This window comes from Agrobacterium sp. LR_9 (assembly GCF_041954855.1).
Classification (GTDB): domain Bacteria; phylum Pseudomonadota; class Alphaproteobacteria; order Rhizobiales; family Rhizobiaceae; genus Agrobacterium; species Agrobacterium leguminum.
In genome coordinates, this window is sequence record NZ_JAVAYA010000003.1 from 248,113 (window position 1) to 265,041 (window position 16,929).

The following is a 16,929-nucleotide window of genomic DNA, read 5'->3' on the forward strand; positions in this document are numbered from 1 at the left end:
GGAGCAAAAAAATTTCGTTTCCAAACTGAAGAAACACGAAAGCCTCTTAAACTCTTCGTAATTCCACGCCAATATCCGATTCGACTGAAAAGGCAAAATCCGCAAATTGGCGTTGCTTTTTTATATTAAAGTGTGATTTTTGGAGGAATCCACGTCAAATGGGCTACAGAAACAATCCAAAACGCGAAAAACAGATCGAAAAAGCGCGCCAGCAGGCAATTGCCGAAAATGTCCAATTTCTTGATCCGGGTATTCTTTATGGAAGGGCAAGCGCCGACGATATAGAATATTATTCCGCTGAGATGCTGGCTGCGAGCGCCGCTCACAGTTTCGAGGCGCTTTCGCACTGGACCGGAGACGCTCCGTACATCGACATCTCCCAGGTGGAGGGCGTTTCGCCGCGGGATATTCCGGTAACGGTCCTGACCATTATTGGCCGCAATATGCCCTTCCTTTACGATTCCGTCATGGGCGAAGTCACCAGCAGCTATCGCGGTCTTTACCTCGCGGTGCACCCGATCCTGGTGCGCGACGAAAGCGCGCAGGCAGGCTACCGTCTTGCGGAACCCGAGGATGATCCCGCTGAAAATATCAGCCTCATCCAGCTGCATATCGCGCCGCTCACGCCGCAAGCCGCAGCAGCGCTGGAAGAAAGACTGCGCTTCGTGCTGACGCAGGTTCAGTTCGCCTATCGCGACTGGCGGCCCATGCTGGCGAAACTCGACGAGGCGCTGGATGAATTGTCCAAGCGCGGCTCGTCACGGCGCAAGACCGAGCGTGCAGAAGCCGTCGAATTCCTCAACTGGCTTCGCAACGACAATTTCACCTTCCTCGGCATGCGTGACTACACCTATTCCGGCAAGGGGAACAACGCGAAGATCGAGCGCGGTGACGGCGTCGGCCTCGGCAGCCTCAGCGATCCGGATGTCCGCGTGCTGCGCCTTGGCAAGAATGCCGTGACGACGACGCCGGAAATCCTTGCCTTCCTCGACGGCCCGGATTTCCTCATCGTCACAAAGGCCAATGTGAAATCCATCGTGCACCGCCGCGCCTATATGGATTACATCGGCATCAAGCGCTTCGACGAGGACGGCAATGTCATCGGCGAACTGCGCATCGTCGGCCTCTTCACCGCCACCGCCTATACGCGCTCGGTCAAGCAGATACCGCTGCTGCGCGCCAAGGTGGCGGAAGTCGAGCGGCATTTCGGCTTCGATCCGAACAGCCACTCGGGGCGCATCCTGCAGAACACGCTGGAAGCCTATCCGCGTGACGATCTTTTCCAGATCGAAACCGATCTTCTGATCCGCTTCGTCGAGCAGATCATGGAACTGAGCGACCGGCCGCGCGTGCGCGTGCTTGCACGTATCGACCGTTTCGACCGTTTCGTTTCGGCCCTCATCTTCGTTCCGCGCGAGGAGTATAATTCTTATGTGCGCGAGAAGATCGGCGATTATCTGAGCAGGGTCTATGACGGGCATATTTCCGCCTATTACCCCGCCTTCCCCGAAGGCGCCGTCGCCCGCGTCCACTTCATTGTCGGCCGAACGGAAGGCAAGACGCCGCGCATCGCCCAGGACAAGCTCGAAGACGCCGTCAGCGACATCGCGGCGCGCTGGATAGACCATTTCGTCGCCCTCTCCGAGCCGGGTGCACCGGTGCTGGAGGTCGATCAGGCCTATCAGGAAGCCTTCACGCCGGAAGAAGCGATCGGCGACATGCCGGATATTCTCGGTGCCGCGAAGGGCGAACCGGTCCGCATCGAATTTTACCAGCAGGAAGGTCAGTCGGCGGAAACGCTGTCGCTCAAGATTTTCCACCGCGATGGCCACCTGCCGCTTTCGCGCCGCGTGCCGCTGCTCGAAAATCTCGGTTTCAACGTCATCAGCGAACGCACCTTCGATATCGGCGTCGTTTCGGATGGCGAAAAGCGCGACATCGTGCTGCACGACATGGAACTGTCCGTCGCCAAGGGAACGACGCTCGATCTGCCGCACTATGGACAGAAACTCGAAGAAGCTTTCCTCGCCGCCTTCTCCGGCAAGGTAGACAATGACAACTTCAATCGCCTGATCCTCGCCTGCGGCCTCACCGTGCGCGAAGTCTCCGTGCTGCGCGCCTATGCGCGTTATCTCCGCCAGACCGGCATCGTCTATTCGCAGGAGCATATTTCCGAAACGCTCTATAAGTATCCGGCGATTTCCCGCAATATTTTCGCGCTGTTCAAGGCCGGCTTCGATCCGTCTGTCAATGAAAAGAAGCGGCTGAAGAAACTCGCCGAAATACACAAGGCAATCGAAGCGGCATTGAGCGGCGTTCCCAATCTCGACGAGGACCGCACGCTCAGGCGTTACGTCAACGCCATCGACGCGACGCTGCGCACCAACTACTTCCAGAAAAATGCCGACGGCACGCCGCGTGACCTGCTGGCCTTCAAGTTCGATCCGAAACATCTGGACGGCCTGCCCGACCCACGTCCCTTCCGCGAAATCTTCGTCTACGGAACAGAGGTCGAAGGCGTGCATCTTCGCTTCGGCAAGGTCGCGCGCGGCGGTCTGCGCTGGTCGGATCGCGGCCAGGATTACCGCACGGAAGTGCTCGGTCTCGTCAAGGCGCAACAGGTCAAGAATGCGGTGATCGTTCCGGTCGGCGCCAAGGGCGGCTTCTTCCCGAAGAATCTGCCGGCCGGCGGCTCCCGCGACGAGGTCTTCAATGCCGGCCGCGAGGCCTACAAGACCTATATCCGCACCCTGCTGTCCATCACCGACAATATCGTCGACGATGCCATCGTGCCGCCAGCCGACACGCTGCGGCTCGACGGTGACGACCCCTATTTCGTCGTCGCCGCCGACAAGGGAACAGCAACCTTCTCCGATACGGCAAACGGTCTTGCCCATGAGGCCGGTTTCTGGCTGGACGACGCCTTCGCATCGGGCGGTTCGGCCGGTTACGACCACAAGAAGATGGGTATTACCGCCCGTGGCGCCTGGGAAACGGTGAAACGCCATTTCCGTGAAATGGACACCGACATCCAGACCACCCCCTTCACGGTGGCGGGCGTGGGCGATATGTCCGGCGACGTTTTCGGCAACGGCATGCTGCTGTCGGAAAAGATCAGGCTTATCGCCGCCTTCGATCACCGCGATATTTTCATCGATCCGGACCCCGACACCGACGGGTCCTTTGCCGAACGCAAGCGGCTTTTCGAACTGCCGCGTTCCAGCTGGCAGGATTACGATCGTTCGGCCCTCTCCGCCGGCGCGATGGTCATCTCGCGCTCCGAAAAATCGGTGACGCTGACACCGGAAGCTGTGGCCGCCATCGGCATCGACAAATCCGTCGCCACGCCCTTCGAGATCATGACGGCCATCCTGAAGGCGCCAACCGATCTTCTGTGGTTCGGCGGCATCGGCACTTACATCAAGGCGGCGGTGGAAACCAATGCCGAGGTGGGTGACAGAGCGAACGACCCCATCCGCGTCAACGCAACCGAGCTGCGCGCCAAGGTCATCGGCGAAGGCGCCAATCTGGGCATCACCCAGAAGGGGCGCATCGCCTATGCGCTTTCGGGCGGGCGATGCAATTCCGACGCCATCGACAACTCGGCTGGAGTGAACTCCTCGGACGTCGAGGTCAACATCAAGATCGCGCTTGCCTCCGCCGTTAACAGCGGTCGCCTGACGATGCCGAAACGCAACCAGCTTCTTGCTTCCATGACGCCGGAAGTGGCGCAGCTAGTACTGTGCAACAACTACCTGCAATCGCTGGCGATCTCGCTGACGGAGCGGCTGGGCCTTTCGAACCGCGAAGAACTCGGCCGCCTGATGAGCGCGCTGGAGGCGACTGGACAACTGAACCGCAAGGTCGAGACCCTGCCGAACAATGCCGAATTCAGCGAAAGATACGCCACCGGCAAACCGCTGACCCGGCCGGAAATCGGCGTGCTCCTCTCCTATGCCAAGCTCACCTTGTTCGATGCATTGGTGGCAAGCACGCTTCCCGACGAACCCTATCTCCAGCATCTTCTGGTCGATTATTTCCCGGCCAAGATGCAGAAGAACTACGCAGACGATATCAAATCGCATCGTCTGCACCGCGAAATCGTCGCCACCGCACTCGCCAATGCCGTCGTCAATCGCGGCGGCCCGGGCTTTGTGCAGAAACTTGCCGATGCGAGCGGCCTTCTGGCGGCCGACGTCGTTAAGGCTGCGGTGATCGTCGAGGATGGTTTCGGTCTCAAACGCCTGTGGAGCGAAGTCGACGCGCTTGACGGAAAGGTCGGCGGTGAAGTCCAGAACGGGCTTTATGCCACGATCACGCGCATCTTCTCGGATGCGAGCAGGCTTTACCTGCAAACCGGGAGCGCCGGTGCGACCGCAGGTGACATGGCGACCGAAATCGAGCGCCTGAAAACCGCCATCAAGACGCTATCGCCGGCAGCTGCGAAGTATCGTCGCGAACTCGGCGTCACGGAAATCGACGGCGTTCCCTCCGGTCTTCTGGAGGAACTCGATACGCTTTCCCTGCTCGTCTATGTGCCTGAGATCATGCGCATCGCCGAAAGCGCCGGCACCACGCTTGCCCGCGCCGCCGAAAGCTATGCCACCGTCTCGTCGACCTTCCGCGTCGCGCGTCTGCTGGATGCAAGCCAGCGCATCACACCGGCGGATCATTACGAGAGCCTGGCTCTCCTGCGCAGCCAGGACCAGATCTCCTCGTCGAGACGCCGGATCGTCATCTCCGCGCTGACCGAATATGCCAGGGAAAAGGATCCGGTTCAGGCCTGGTATGCGGCGGACCGCGTGCGGGTCAACCGCATCGTCTCCGAACTCGGCGCGCTCAGCGACAGCGGCGATACCAACCTTGCCCGTCTGACGGTCGCGGCCGGGCTGCTTGGCGATATTGTTCAGGCACGCTGATCAGCAGCCTCAAAAAACGCCATCCGGGTCCTCCCGGATGGCGCCAGACAAGACGGATGCACCCGCATCGCGCATTTTATTTCCCGATTTTCCGATAGGACGATGAATGACTGTCCCTTCCCCAAATGCGGAAACAGTAGTTGCCAAACGCGGCATCTGGGGCTGGGTGATGTTCGACTGGGCGGCGCAGCCGTTTTTCACGGTCGTCACGACCTTCGTTTTCGGGCCTTATTTCGTCGCACGGCTTACCGACGATCCGATTTCAGCGCAGGCGACATGGAGCAACATGGCGACGGTGTCTTCGATCATCATCGCCCTCTTCTCTCCCATTCTCGGCTCCATCGCTGACCAGTCTGGCGCACGCAAGCCGTGGATCGCCTTCTTTGCCGTCATCAAGATTGTTAGTCTATTTTCCCTGTGGTTTGCCGCACCCGGTTCGCCGCTCATCCTGCCAATCGTCTGTATGATCCTCGCCTCCATCGCGGCGGAATTTTCCATCGTCTTCAACGATTCCATGATGCCGCGCCTGACCAACCCACAAAATGTCGGGCGCATTTCCAATCTCGCCTGGGGGCTCGGTTATCTCGGCGGTATGGTGGTGCTGATTGCCGTGGTGACGCTTCTGGCCGCAAATCCACAGACCGGGGTGACCATCGCCGGTATCAAGCCTCTTTTCGGCCTCGATCCTGCAACCGGCGAGGATGCCAGAATAACCGGACCGCTCGCGGCGCTCTGGTATCTCATCTTCATTCTGCCGATGTTTCTTATCACTCCCGATGCTGAAAAGGGCTTGCCCTTCGCAGCCGCGATCCGCTCGGGATTGGGAGAACTAAAGATCACGCTGCGCGAGCTGCGCTACCGCCCCGTGCTGTTGCGGTTTCTGATTGCGCGCATGCTTTATCAGGATGGCGTCAATGGCGTTCTCATTCTCGGCGGGGCCTTCGCCGCCGGCATGTTCGGCTGGGCAACGATGGAAATCGGCCTCTTCGGCATCCTGCTCAATATCGTTGCCATCGCTGGCTGCTTTGCCGCCGGGCGCGTCGACCACAAGCTCGGGTCGCGCATCACCATCCTCATCAGTCTCGTGCTTCTGTTGCTGGCCACGCTCGGAATCGTCTCAACGGAAAAGGGCTCCACCCTTTTCGGGTGGATACAATTGTCGACCGCAGATAATGGCGGCATCTTCGCCACCGGCGCGGAAAAGGCCTATCTGCTTTATGGCGTTTTGATCGGCCTTGCCTTCGGCCCCGTTCAGGCCTCGTCACGATCTTATCTTGCCCGCAACATCACCGTGGCGGAGGCGGGCCGTTATTTCGGTATCTATGCGCTCTCCGGACGCGCCACCAGCTTCATGGCGACGCTGTCGTTTTCCATAGCAACCACAATAAGCGGCTCAGCCCATATCGGCATGGCGACGCTCATCGTATTTCTGGGATCAGGGTTCCTGCTGTTGCTGCGCGTGCCGGAAAGAACGGCAGGCTGAAAATCTGAAGCAAAAGCCGATGCGGTTTGCTGAAACCGGGCATCGGCCCGACAGGATCAAAGCTGATCGAGCTTTTGCTGCAATGCGCGCAACTGCGCCTTCAGCTCATCGATTTCGGATGCATTCGGCTTGCGGGTTTCCTTGGGCGCCTGCGGCATTGCGAAAGGTGTGAAACCCTGCATCGCCTGCCGGAACAGTTCTGTATTGCGACGGATCTGCTCTTCCATCATTTGCAGCGGCGCCTGAAAATTGCGGGCAAGCGAGCCATCACCGAAAGCCTTGGCCATATGCTCCTGCATCTGGCTCTGCTGGTCGGAAAAGGTCTTCATCGAATGTTCGAGAAATGTCGGCACGACCATCTGCATCTGGTCGCCGTAATAGGAGATCAATTGCCGCAGAAACGCCGTCGGCAGCAACGTATTGCCGGTTTTGGCCTCCTGTTCGACGATGATCTGCGTCAGCACCGCATGCGTGATGTCTTCGGAAGACTTGGCATCCTGAACCTTGAAATCCTCGCCGCGCTTGACCATCTGCGCCAGATCATCGAGCGTCACATAGGTGCTGGTGCCGGTATTGTAGAGCCGCCGGTTGGCGTATTTTTTAATGATTGTTTCGCCGTCGTGTTTCGCCATGCCCGCCTCCTCGCGATGATGGTATTTTCTTGTTTTTTGGTCTTCTTGCTCTTCCCGGCGCAAAGTGTATGCGCAAAACGAGCTCTCTGACAAATGTTTTGTGCATCGCAACAGTTTGTTTTTTGCGCAGCAATTTTCCGCAAGATTTTAGTGTGATTTAGCAACATCTTTTAAAGCAACTTTCGCCATTTGACTTGTATTGAAAGCTTTGCCAGTCTCCGCCCGCAAGTGAGGAGAAAACTGATGACCCTGCGTTCAATCGTGATTGCCAGCGCCGCGCGCACAGCCGTCGGCTCTTTCAATGGCCACTTCGCCAATACGCCAGCCCACGAACTCGGGGCGACCGTCATCAGCGCTGTGCTGGAGCGTGCTGGTGTCGCGGCGAAGGAAATCGATGAAGTCATTCTCGGTCAGGTCCTGACGGCGGGTGAAGGGCAGAACCCGGCGCGGCAGGCTGCCATGAAGGCCGGCATTCCACAGGAAGCGACCGCCTTCGGCCTCAATCAACTCTGCGGCTCCGGCCTGCGTGCCGTGGCCCTCGGCATGCAGCAGATCGCGACCGGCGACGCGAACATCGTCATTGCCGGCGGGCAGGAATCCATGTCCATGGCCCCTCACTGCGCCCATTTGCGCGGCGGCGTGAAGATGGGCGATTTCAAGATGATCGACACCATGCTGAAAGATGGCCTTACTGACGCCTTTTATGGCTATCACATGGGCATCACCGCTGAAAACATCGCCCGCCAATGGCAGCTTTCCCGCGACGAGCAGGACCAATTCGCCGTCGCATCGCAAAACAAGGCCGAAGCCGCGCAAAGCGCTGGCCGTTTTGCAGATGAGATCGTGGCTTTCACGGTGAAGGGCCGTAAAGCCGATATCGTCATTGATACAGATGAGCATATCCGCGCCGGAGCTTCGCTGGAAACCATGGCCAAGCTGCGCCCCGCCTTCGACAAGGAAGGGACGGTCACGGCCGGCAACGCCTCCGGTCTGAACGATGGCGCCGCCGCCACGCTTTTGATGTCGGAACAGGAAGCAGGAAAGCGCGGCATCAGGCCGCTCGCCCGTATCGCCTCCTGGGCGACAGCGGGTGTCGATCCGCAAATCATGGGCACCGGTCCCATCCCTGCCTCCCGCAAGGCGCTGGCCAAGGCCGGCTGGTCGATCAGCGATATTGGCCTTGTGGAAGCCAACGAAGCCTTTGCGGCCCAGTCCTGCGCCGTGGTGCGCGAACTTGGCCTTGATCCTGCGATCGTCAACGTCAATGGCGGGGCGATTGCCATCGGTCATCCGATCGGCGCATCCGGTGCGCGTGTCCTCAACACCCTGATTTTCGAAATGCGCCGCCGTAACGTGTCGAAGGGTCTCGCAACGCTCTGCATCGGCGGCGGCATGGGTGTCGCCATGTGCATCGAAGCACTCTGAAACCGCCGCACGACTTGGCAAAAAGCAATTCCGGTTCAGCGCGCAATAGGGTAGAAGCGGCCTCCCATTGGCCGCATTTCTGTGGCCGGTGAGCACGACGAACAAGTTCTGCAAGATATGGAAGCATCCTCGCATATGCAGGCGCTTCAATGACAGGTCATGGAGGCCGATATGAGCCGGGTTGCGTTGATTTCCGGCGGGACGAGCGGCATAGGCGCCGCAATCGCCCGCGCCCTGCAGGCGGCCGGCTACCGGGTGGCCGTCAATTATGCCTTCACGACGGACAGGGCGGAAGCATTCCAGAAAGAAACCGGCATCCCCGCTTTTCAGTGGGACGTGCGCGACTATGACGCCTGCGTCAATGGCATAGCCAGGGTGGAAGAGACCTTCGGTCCCGTCGAGGTGCTCGTCAACAATGCCGGCATCACCCGCGATGCGATGTTCCATAAAATGTCGCCGCAGCAATGGCGCGAGGTTATCGATACCAACCTTACCGGCGTGTTCAACATGACCCACCCCGTATGGCCGGGCATGCGCGACCGCGGCTTCGGCCGCATCGTCAACATCTCCTCCATCAATGGCCAGAAAGGCCAGGCGGGACAGGCCAATTATTCCGCCTCGAAAGCGGGCGACATCGGGTTTACCAAGGCGCTCGCCCAGGAAGGCGCCAGCCGCAATATTACCGTTAACGCCATCTGCCCCGGCTATATCGGCACGGAGATGGTGAGAGCTATACCGGAGAAGGTTCTGGCAGAACGGATCGTGCCGCAAATTCCCGTTGGACGGTTGGGTGAGCCGGAAGAAATCGCACGCTGCGTTCTGTTTCTGGTTTCCGACGAGGCCGGTTTCATCACCGGTTCGACCATGACGGCCAATGGCGGACAATATTTCGCCTGAGGGCCGTCGATCCTGACTTCCCGGCCTCCTGAACCCAGTAAACTTTCCGTGATCTCGGCTTCAATAATCTTGCCGCGCACAAAAACTTGAAGATGAAACACTGGAATGACACGTAGCCTAAACTAATGAAAATACGATAGTTTTGTATAGTTTAGAATGAGTCTAGAAAATCCTCAGCGACTCATTAAGAGGTTTTTCTTGACATTTGCTGTCCTGTTTTGGTTTAAGAACGAAAACAACGTGTTGCGTCATACAGGCAGTCCATCATGCTGGTTTGCAGCTGCAATTACATCACCGATCACGATATCCGGGACGTCATCAACGAGCTCCTCGACGAGGACTGTTGGCAGCTCATTGTTCCTGCAAAAGTGTATCACGCCATGGAAAAACGTGGCCGCTGCTGCGGCTGTTTCCCCACCGTTGTCGACCTGATCATCAAAACCACCGAAGAATATCATGCCCGTCGCCACTCGACTGAGGCCGATGTTTTTGATTTTATGTCCCGCCTGAAGCAATTCCATGAAGAGAACAGGAGAGCGGACATTGAAAGGCGACAAAAAAGTCATCGAGCGGCTTAACGAGGCCCTTTTTCTCGAACTCGGTGCGGTAAACCAGTACTGGCTCCACTATCGTTTGCTGGAAGACTGGGGCTACACGAAGCTCGCCAAAAAGGAACGTGCTGAATCCATCGAGGAAATGCAGCACGCCGACAAGCTGGTCGCACGCATCATCTTCCTTGAAGGCCATCCCAACCTTCAGACCGTCGCGCCCCTGCGCATCGGCCAGAACGTCAAGGAAGTTCTGGAATCCGACCTTGCCGGCGAATATGACGCCCGCACCTCCTACAAGAAATCGCGTGATATCTGTTATGAGGCCGGAGACTACGTCTCCATGAAGCTTTTCGAAGAACTGCTGATCGACGAGGAAGGCCATATTGACTTTCTCGAAACCCAGCTCGAACTGCTCGGCAAGATCGGCGAGGAAAAATACGGCCAGCTCAACGCCGATTCCGCCAACGAAGCGGAATAAGCACTGGCGACAAAACAGAAAAGGCGGCCTTGGCCGCCTTTTTTATTTGCCGGAAAGGTGCTGGAACTCCGCCACGACCTGCTCGTATACCGCGCGCTTGAATGGCACGATGAGCTCCGGCAGGCTTTCCATCGGCTTCCAGTCCCACGCATCGAATTCGGCCGTGTGCCCGGTCGGCGGCGGATCGATCTGGATCTCGCTTTCGTCGCCTTCGAAACGGAACGCAAACCAGCGCTGCGCCTGCCCGCGATATTTGCCCCTGAGACCGATACCGATCAGTTCGGGTGGCAGGTCATAGTGAATCCAGTCACTCGCCTCCGCAAGCAGGCTCACCGTTTTCATGCCTGTTTCTTCGTAGAGTTCGCGAATGGCGGCCGTCAGAGGCCGCTCACCGTCATCGATGCCGCCCTGCGGCATCTGCCACAGATGCGGTGAGCCGTCATATTCGGAATTGCCTTCCTTGATGCGCCTGCCGGCCCAGACAAGGCCCTCGGCATTCAGCACCATAATTCCCGCACAGGGACGATAAGGCAAATCTTCTGCTTTGATTGTCATGGGAAACCCGCACTGTCTGAGCGCCAGAAATGGCCGCACGCAAGGTTTACTGCCCTGCCTGCCCGGAAACAAGCGCAGAAACACCGACAATCTCGATGCCGCGCCCGCCAGCCTCCCGCGACCACTTGGAGATCGCGGCAACGCTTTCATCAAAAGCCGAAGCGACGCCGATCGCCTGGCCGTTACGCCGTGCAATTCGCTCCAGTTCGTCCAGCTTGCGCAGAATGGCAGCTTCGGTGACTTCGCCGTCGAGCAGAATATCGGCAAAACCCTGTGGCGCGGAAATCGCCTTGGCAATGCCGCCGCTCAGCGACTGCGCCGAAGAACCATCATCCAGAAACAGCAGGCCACGCTTGCCGATGTCGCGCATTACCGGCTCCAGCGCCGCCTGCTCGGCAAGGAAACGCCCGCCGAGATAATTCATGATGCCGGTGTAATTGGTGATCTTCGCCATGGAGCGATGCAGCCGGTCGATGTTGACCTTGGCGGGATCACCCGCTAGCAGGGTGTCCGGGCCGGGATTGGTGCCGGGGTAACCGAAAGGCTCAAGCGGTATCTGCAGAAGGATTTCATGTCCCTGTCGGCGCGCTTCCTGCATCCAGCGCTGTAGGCTGTTGCCGCTGGCGGCGAAACCGAGCGTCACCTCCGGCGGCAGCTCCCGGATCGCTTTTTGCGACCCCGTCTGGCTGAGACCCAGCCCGCCGACCACGATCGCCACCCGGGTGCCGCGTGCGCCAGACCAGGGCCGCGCATATTGCTCCATCGGCCGCAAACCGTCCGCACCGACAACCGGCAATTTGCCAAACGCGGTTTCTTCCAACAGTTCCTCATTGGGTCGCGTCGCCATGCGCGGATCCTGACCATAGGTCTGGCCGCTCATCAGCACGGGCCCGTCACTCTCGCGCGGGCGGGGAGAGTAAACCGATACGACATTGCCGTCAGGCATCGTCTCGCGATTGATATTGGCGCCCGAGCGGCCGCTTTGCGGCTGGAGACCGGCGGCGTCGCCGGGAGTCGTTACATCGGCCGGTGCGATTTCAGGCGTCTTTTCGGCAAGCTGAGGCTGTGCATCCGGCCCGTTCGCCGTCTTCTGCAAATTGCCGGGCGAAAGCGCCGTATAGACCGACAGGCCGCCGATTGAGAAAACCGCAAGCACCGACAGAGCCATAATGACGGAAAAGCGCCGGTTGATACCGGCGCTTTTTTTCTGACGACCCAGAAGCGGTTTTCGCAGGTCCGAAGGCAATGAACGATCCGTCCAAACGGTTGGGCAATAGATGGAATGCGCCGGCTGACCGGCGCACTATCTTACTGCTTGTTGACCACAGCCTTTTCCGGGTTCGGCGGGAAAGACGGATCCGTCTTTGCGCCGCGCAACAGGTCCAGAGCATAGTTGAGCTGGATGTCGTCCTTGGCTTCCGGCGGAACATAAGCGGAGGAACCCGAACCTTCGTCGGTTTCGCTCTGACCCTTGATGTGGCCGGAAAGACCGGATTCACCTTCGGTGGTCACCTTGCCCTGCAACTCGGGCGGCAAGGGCTGTTCGACCTTGATGTCAGGCTCAATGCCCGTACCCTGGATCGATTTACCCGACGGCGTATAATAGAGCGCCGTGGTCAGGCGCAGCGCGCCCGCCTCGCCGAGCGGAATGATCGTCTGGACCGAACCCTTGCCGAAGGAACGCGTGCCGACCACGGTCGCACGGCGCAGATCCTGCAGGGCGCCGGCAACGATTTCCGAGGCCGAAGCCGAACCGCCGTTGACGAGAACGATTACCGGCTTGCCATCGGTCAGATCGCCAGCCGTCGCGTTGAAGCGGCGGGTCTCGTCGGGGTTACGGCCACGGGTCGAAACGACCTCACCGCGCTCGAGGAAGGCGTCGGAGACATTGATCGCCTGATCAAGCAGACCGCCCGGATTGAGGCGAAGGTCGAGCACATAACCCTTCAGCTTGTCGGCCGGCACATCCGCCTTGATCTTCTTGATCGCCTTTTCGAGATCGTCATAGGTCTTCTCGGTAAAGGAGATGACGCGCAGATAACCGACATTGTCGCCCTCGACGCGGGACTTCACCGCGCGAACGGCAATGACATCGCGCATGACGGTGAATTCAAGCGGCTTGTCAGCGCCCTGGCGGATGATCGTCAGCTTGATCGGCGTTTTCACCGCGCCGCGCATCTTTTCGACCGCCTGTTCCAGCTTCAGACCACGAACCGGCGTACCGTCAATTTCCGAAATGAAGTCGCCGGCGAGAATGCCTGCACGGGAAGCCGGTGTATCGTCGATCGGCGTAATGACCTTGACGAGCTCGTTCTCCATGGTCACTTCGATGCCGAGACCGCCGAATTCACCCTTGGTCTGGGTGCGCATGTCGTTGGCATCCTTGGCATTCATGAAGCTCGAATGCGGATCGAGCGAGCTCAGCATGCCGTTGATGGCGTTTTCCACCAGCTTCTCATCATCCGGCGGCGTCACATATTGTGCGCGCACGCGCTCGAACACATCGCCAAAGATCGACAGTTCCTTATAGGTCGAAGGCCCGGCCGCCTGTGCCGGCATGCTCGCCGAATAAATCACGCTCATCGCCGTGGCGCCCATAAGCCCACCGATAAGGAGAAGCGAAACCTTACGAATCATTGTGCGCCCTTCCGGTATTTTTTGCGGTCCACCACGGTTGAGAATCAACCGGTACACCATCTTTCCTGAACTCAATGTAGAGCGTTGGCCTGTCGGTTTCCAGCGCCAATGCTGCTGCACTCGCTACTCTTTTTGCACCCATGGAGGCGATGGGCTCTCCGGAGAACACGAACATTCCCTGCCGCGTCCTCACATTGTCCATGCCCGTCATCACCACATGATATCCATCACCCGTATTGAGGATGATCATCCGGCCATAACTGCGAAAATCTCCGGCAAACACCACGAAGCCGTCTGCAGGCGCCGTCACGATGGCTTCCGGTCCGCTCGCGACGACAATTCCCTTGGAAAAGTGGCCCGTTCCGTCCGCATCGCCGAAGCGCCGCAACACTTCGCCGGTAACCGGCAGCTCCAGCTTTCCCTTCAAACTCGCGAACGGATATGCGGGCGCAATACGGTTTTTATCGGGCATTCCAGCCTCGGCCGCGGCCCGCTCCTTTTCGCGTTCCGCTTCCGAAAGACGGGCCAGACGCTGCTCTTCCGCCCGCGCCTTTTCCATAGCCTCCCGCACCGAGGTAATCTCGCCTTCAAGCGAACTGACCAGCCCCTCGAGGCTCGTCGCCTTGCTTGCAAGCTCCTCAGATCGCTTGCGTTCCGCCTCCAGCTCCGCCGCCGTCTGGGTGTTCTTGCGGTCATTTTCGGCAATCAGCAGGTCGAGGCGTTTTTCCTCTTCCAGACTTGCCGTCATCATACCCGTAAGATCGTCCTTTTCGCGAGCGATTGCCTGTCTCAGATCGGTCAATTCTTTGAGAGCGGCAACCAGCTTGTCGGTTTCACCGCGAATGCCGGGCACGACGGCGCCGAGAAGAATGGCGCTTCGCACGGACGCCAGCGCATCCTCCGGCGAGACGAGAAGGGCGGGGGGCGGGTTTCGGCCCATGCGCTGCAACGCCGCCAGAACCTCCGCCAGCACGCCGCGTCTTTCCCGCAGCGACGCCTTGACGCCATCCTCGCGCACCGAAAGCTTGGCCAGTCGATCCTCACCGTCGCTGATCTTGGTTTCCAGCGCCTTGCGCCGGGCAGCCGATGCGATCAGCTCTTCCCGGATGCGGGCGCTATCCTGATTGAGGGAGGCGATGCTTTCCTCAAGCTTCCTTGTCTTGTCTTCCGAAAGACCGATGCTGTCGACCAGCTCCTCCAGATCCTGCCGGTTCTGGTCGCGGCGCTTCTCCAGCGTCTGCAGCGCATCCGGCGACGAATCATCGCCTGCGGCGGGAACGGCGCCCGCATCGTCGCGCGAATAGGTCGGACCGATCCCCATGACGAAAGCAGCAATAACCGCGCCCGCAAGGGCAGCGTGCCGTTTTCGTTGAGGCCTGTTGTCCATGTGAACTTTCTTTGATGCCGAAGCAGAAGCGCCGATATTAGGGATTTTGCTGCGATCTTCCAAGAGGCCCTGGAAAGGCCGCCGCCAAAGCCGTGCGCTGTCAGCGGTGTCGCGGAGCTTCATGTTGAAATTGAGACAATTATCTAAATCGAAACCCGATCAAACGCGATGATAGGGATGACCGGAGAGGATCGTGACGGCGCGGTAAAGCTGCTCGGCGATCAGGATACGAACGATCTGATGCGGCCATGTCAGCTTGCCGAGATTGAGAACGGCCGTCGCCTTGTCGTAAAGCGCGGGATCGAGCCCATCGGCTCCGCCTATGGCGATCACGAGGTCTCGCTTGCCGCTATCGCGCAAATCGCCAAAGAATGAAGCAAAGGCAGGGCTGTCCAGCGCCTTTCCGCGCTCGTCCAGCAGCACGAGGGCTGCTCCGTCAACCAGATGTTTTTCCAGCATCGCGGCTTCTTCGCGCTTGCGGGTCTCCGCATTGGAAGCGCGGCTTTCGGCAACCTCGATCACCCGCGAAAACTCCAGCCCGATCGCCGGGCCGGTCTTTGCCAGGCGCTCGATATAACGGGCCGCAAGATCCTTTTCGGGGCCGGATTTCAGCCGTCCCACCGCAAAAATTGAAATCCGCATCGCAAACCTGCATTCGTCGTGACCCAACAGGGTCACGCTCTTAACAGCATAGCCTACGGATTCCTATGCGGCCGGCCTAATTTCCGGCCAGAGGCACCGTTTCCGAAGTCAGATACGATCTTCGGCAAAAGCGATGCACTCGCTCAAAGGCTCACCGCATCAATGCATCAATGCAGCGTCTCTTCCGGCATGTCCGGCGTCGCCCACATTTTTTCAATATTATAGAAGGCGCGGATTTCCGGGCGGAACACGTGAACGATGATGTCGCCGGTATCGATCAGCACCCAGTCTCCGGTCTCGAGACCTTCGACGCGGGCGTTTCCGAACCCTTCATCCTTCATGTCCTTGAGAAGATGCTCGCAAATCGCCGAAACATGCCTGTTCGACCGCCCGGAGACCACGACCATGTAGTCCGCAAGCGCCGATTTTCCGGCAATGTTGAGAGAGACGATATCTTCAGCCTTGGAGTCCTCGAGGCTCGCGAGGACGGTTTCGAGGGCATGGCCGGCGGCATCGGCGCCACTGTCCTGGCCCTTCGGGATAGCAACAAATGCTCTTCCCTTGGCGTGTACTGTTGTCAGAGGTTTTCCTTTCCAAGAATGACAAAACAGGTACTGGCGACGCGATTCTCTGCGTCACACAATGAAGGTGGCATCAAAGCATTAACTTTTCAAGATATGGACCCTTCGACACCCGGCACATACATCATTTGTGATCGAAGGCGTCATTTACGACCGTTGCGCAGCGCCGTGGAGCTGAGCGTGGAACGCGGACCGTGAATGAAAACCCAGGCAGGGGCCGCTTTTTTCCACAAAACGCCGGCATCGTCCTCATCCACCCGTGCATGGCTGAAGGCCTGCGCCATGGTGGAAGAGAGATAAGAGAGCGTGGAGCCTGGCCGATCGATCACGGCAATCGGGAATGTCTCGGCGATCCGCCGCCATTTCTGCCAGCGATGGAAGCTTTTCAGATTGTCCGCTCCCATGATCCAGATGAAGCGCACATGCGGGTTTTTCGCCTTCACCTTGGCGAGCGTATTGGCCGTATAGCTCATCCCGAGTGATTTTTCGAAGGCCGTCACCTTGATGCGCGGATCGTGAACCAGCTTTTCGCAGGCGGCGATACGATCTTCCAGAGACGCCAGCTCCGAACGGCTTTTCAGCGGGTTGCCCGGTGTGACGATCCACCAGAGCTGGTCTAGACCGAGCCTGCGCAGCGCAATCTCGGCCACAAGCGCGTGACCCGCATGCGGCGGATTGAAAGAACCACCGAACAGGCCGACGACCATGCCGCGCTCCACATGCGGCATGGTGAGATAACGTC

At 58.9% G+C, this 16,929-nt stretch carries 14 protein-coding genes; 6 read left to right on the top strand and 8 right to left on the bottom strand.

Translation table 11 applies throughout. The features are described from left to right. The first annotated feature begins 158 nt into the window (after positions 1–158). Positions 159–4,919: an NAD-glutamate dehydrogenase gene (locus tag RAC79_RS05700; RefSeq protein ID WP_374996943.1), complete on the top strand. Its 4,761-nt coding sequence runs from the start codon at positions 159–161 to the stop codon at positions 4,917–4,919. 106 nt (positions 4,920–5,025) lie between these two features. Then, positions 5,026–6,402 carry an MFS transporter gene (locus tag RAC79_RS05705; RefSeq protein ID WP_174039744.1) on the top strand — a complete coding sequence of 459 codons (1,377 nt, stop codon included), beginning with the start codon at positions 5,026–5,028 and terminating at the stop codon, positions 6,400–6,402. Positions 6,403–6,458: 56 nt separating this feature from the next. Here the strand turns inward: RAC79_RS05705 and phaR are convergent, their stop codons facing one another. After that, complete coding sequence (phaR, locus tag RAC79_RS05710) at positions 6,459–7,034, bottom strand: polyhydroxyalkanoate synthesis repressor PhaR (RefSeq protein WP_003520279.1); 576 nt, start codon at positions 7,032–7,034, stop codon at positions 6,459–6,461. A gap of 243 nt (positions 7,035–7,277) precedes the next feature. Here phaR and RAC79_RS05715 point away from each other — a divergent pair, with 243 nt between their 5' ends. From RAC79_RS05715 to bfr, 4 genes are all read left to right on the top strand, one after another. Next, positions 7,278–8,459, top strand: a complete 1,182-nt coding sequence (locus tag RAC79_RS05715; RefSeq protein ID WP_104679599.1) for an acetyl-CoA C-acetyltransferase — start codon at positions 7,278–7,280, stop codon at positions 8,457–8,459. Between the two features lie 171 nt (positions 8,460–8,630). Then, on the top strand, positions 8,631–9,356 hold the full coding sequence (gene phbB / locus RAC79_RS05720; protein WP_003520276.1) for an acetoacetyl-CoA reductase: 726 nt from the start codon (positions 8,631–8,633) through the stop codon (positions 9,354–9,356). Between the two features lie 266 nt (positions 9,357–9,622). Further along, a complete protein-coding gene (locus tag RAC79_RS05725; protein WP_003505234.1) occupies positions 9,623–9,934 on the top strand; it encodes a bacterioferritin-associated ferredoxin in 312 nt (103 codons plus the stop codon). After that, entirely contained in the window at positions 9,900–10,385 is a 486-nt protein-coding gene (gene bfr, locus RAC79_RS05730) for a bacterioferritin (RefSeq protein WP_003520274.1), read from the top strand. Before RAC79_RS05725 ends, bfr begins: the two co-directional genes overlap by 35 nt. A 42-nt stretch (positions 10,386–10,427) precedes the next feature. Here bfr and RAC79_RS05735 read toward each other — a convergent pair whose 3' ends face one another. The 7 genes from RAC79_RS05735 to RAC79_RS05765 form a co-directional block, all read right to left on the bottom strand. Next, entirely contained in the window at positions 10,428–10,940 is a 513-nt protein-coding gene (locus tag RAC79_RS05735) for an RNA pyrophosphohydrolase (RefSeq protein WP_020811992.1), read from the bottom strand. A 46-nt stretch (positions 10,941–10,986) separates the two neighbouring features. Beyond that, complete coding sequence (locus RAC79_RS05740; protein WP_174039745.1) at positions 10,987–12,186, bottom strand: divergent polysaccharide deacetylase family protein; 1,200 nt, start codon at positions 12,184–12,186, stop codon at positions 10,987–10,989. A 62-nt stretch (positions 12,187–12,248) separates the two neighbouring features. Continuing rightward, entirely contained in the window at positions 12,249–13,577 is a 1,329-nt protein-coding gene (locus tag RAC79_RS05745) for a S41 family peptidase (protein WP_065656868.1), read from the bottom strand. After that, positions 13,567–14,964: a murein hydrolase activator EnvC gene (locus tag RAC79_RS05750; RefSeq protein WP_080857110.1), complete on the bottom strand. Its 1,398-nt coding sequence runs from the start codon at positions 14,962–14,964 to the stop codon at positions 13,567–13,569. Before RAC79_RS05750 ends, RAC79_RS05745 begins: the two co-directional genes overlap by 11 nt. A 159-nt stretch (positions 14,965–15,123) precedes the next feature. Further along, positions 15,124–15,606, bottom strand: a complete 483-nt coding sequence (gene rlmH, locus RAC79_RS05755) for a 23S rRNA (pseudouridine(1915)-N(3))-methyltransferase RlmH (protein WP_174039746.1) — start codon at positions 15,604–15,606, stop codon at positions 15,124–15,126. Positions 15,607–15,773: 167 nt separating this feature from the next. Continuing rightward, positions 15,774–16,217, bottom strand: a complete 444-nt coding sequence (gene rsfS / locus RAC79_RS05760) for a ribosome silencing factor (protein WP_035236703.1) — start codon at positions 16,215–16,217, stop codon at positions 15,774–15,776. A 113-nt stretch (positions 16,218–16,330) separates the two neighbouring features. Further along, entirely contained in the window at positions 16,331–16,915 is a 585-nt protein-coding gene (locus RAC79_RS05765; protein ID WP_052025747.1) for a nicotinate-nucleotide adenylyltransferase, read from the bottom strand. Positions 16,916–16,929 lie beyond the last annotated feature (14 nt).

What these genes read in the sequence shown, in the direction of transcription:
- phbB (WP_003520276.1), top strand. Translation starts at nt 8,631, where the DNA reads ATGAGCCGGGTTGCGTTGATTTCCGGCGGGACGAGCGGCATAGGCGCC.
- RAC79_RS05700 (WP_374996943.1), top strand. Translation starts at nt 159, where the DNA reads ATGGGCTACAGAAACAATCCAAAACGCGAAAAACAGATCGAAAAAGCG.
- RAC79_RS05715 (WP_104679599.1), top strand. Translation starts at nt 7,278, where the DNA reads ATGACCCTGCGTTCAATCGTGATTGCCAGCGCCGCGCGCACAGCCGTC.
- rlmH (WP_174039746.1), bottom strand. Translation starts at nt 15,606, where the DNA reads ATGCGGATTTCAATTTTTGCGGTGGGACGGCTGAAATCCGGCCCCGAA.
- RAC79_RS05735 (WP_020811992.1), bottom strand. Translation starts at nt 10,940, where the DNA reads ATGACAATCAAAGCAGAAGATTTGCCTTATCGTCCCTGTGCGGGAATT.
- RAC79_RS05745 (WP_065656868.1), bottom strand. Translation starts at nt 13,577, where the DNA reads ATGATTCGTAAGGTTTCGCTTCTCCTTATCGGTGGGCTTATGGGCGCC.
- phaR (WP_003520279.1), bottom strand. Translation starts at nt 7,034, where the DNA reads ATGGCGAAACACGACGGCGAAACAATCATTAAAAAATACGCCAACCGG.
- RAC79_RS05765 (WP_052025747.1), bottom strand. Translation starts at nt 16,915, where the DNA reads ATGCCGCATGTGGAGCGCGGCATGGTCGTCGGCCTGTTCGGTGGTTCT.
- RAC79_RS05705 (WP_174039744.1), top strand. Translation starts at nt 5,026, where the DNA reads ATGACTGTCCCTTCCCCAAATGCGGAAACAGTAGTTGCCAAACGCGGC.
- RAC79_RS05750 (WP_080857110.1), bottom strand. Translation starts at nt 14,964, where the DNA reads ATGGACAACAGGCCTCAACGAAAACGGCACGCTGCCCTTGCGGGCGCG.
- RAC79_RS05725 (WP_003505234.1), top strand. Translation starts at nt 9,623, where the DNA reads ATGCTGGTTTGCAGCTGCAATTACATCACCGATCACGATATCCGGGAC.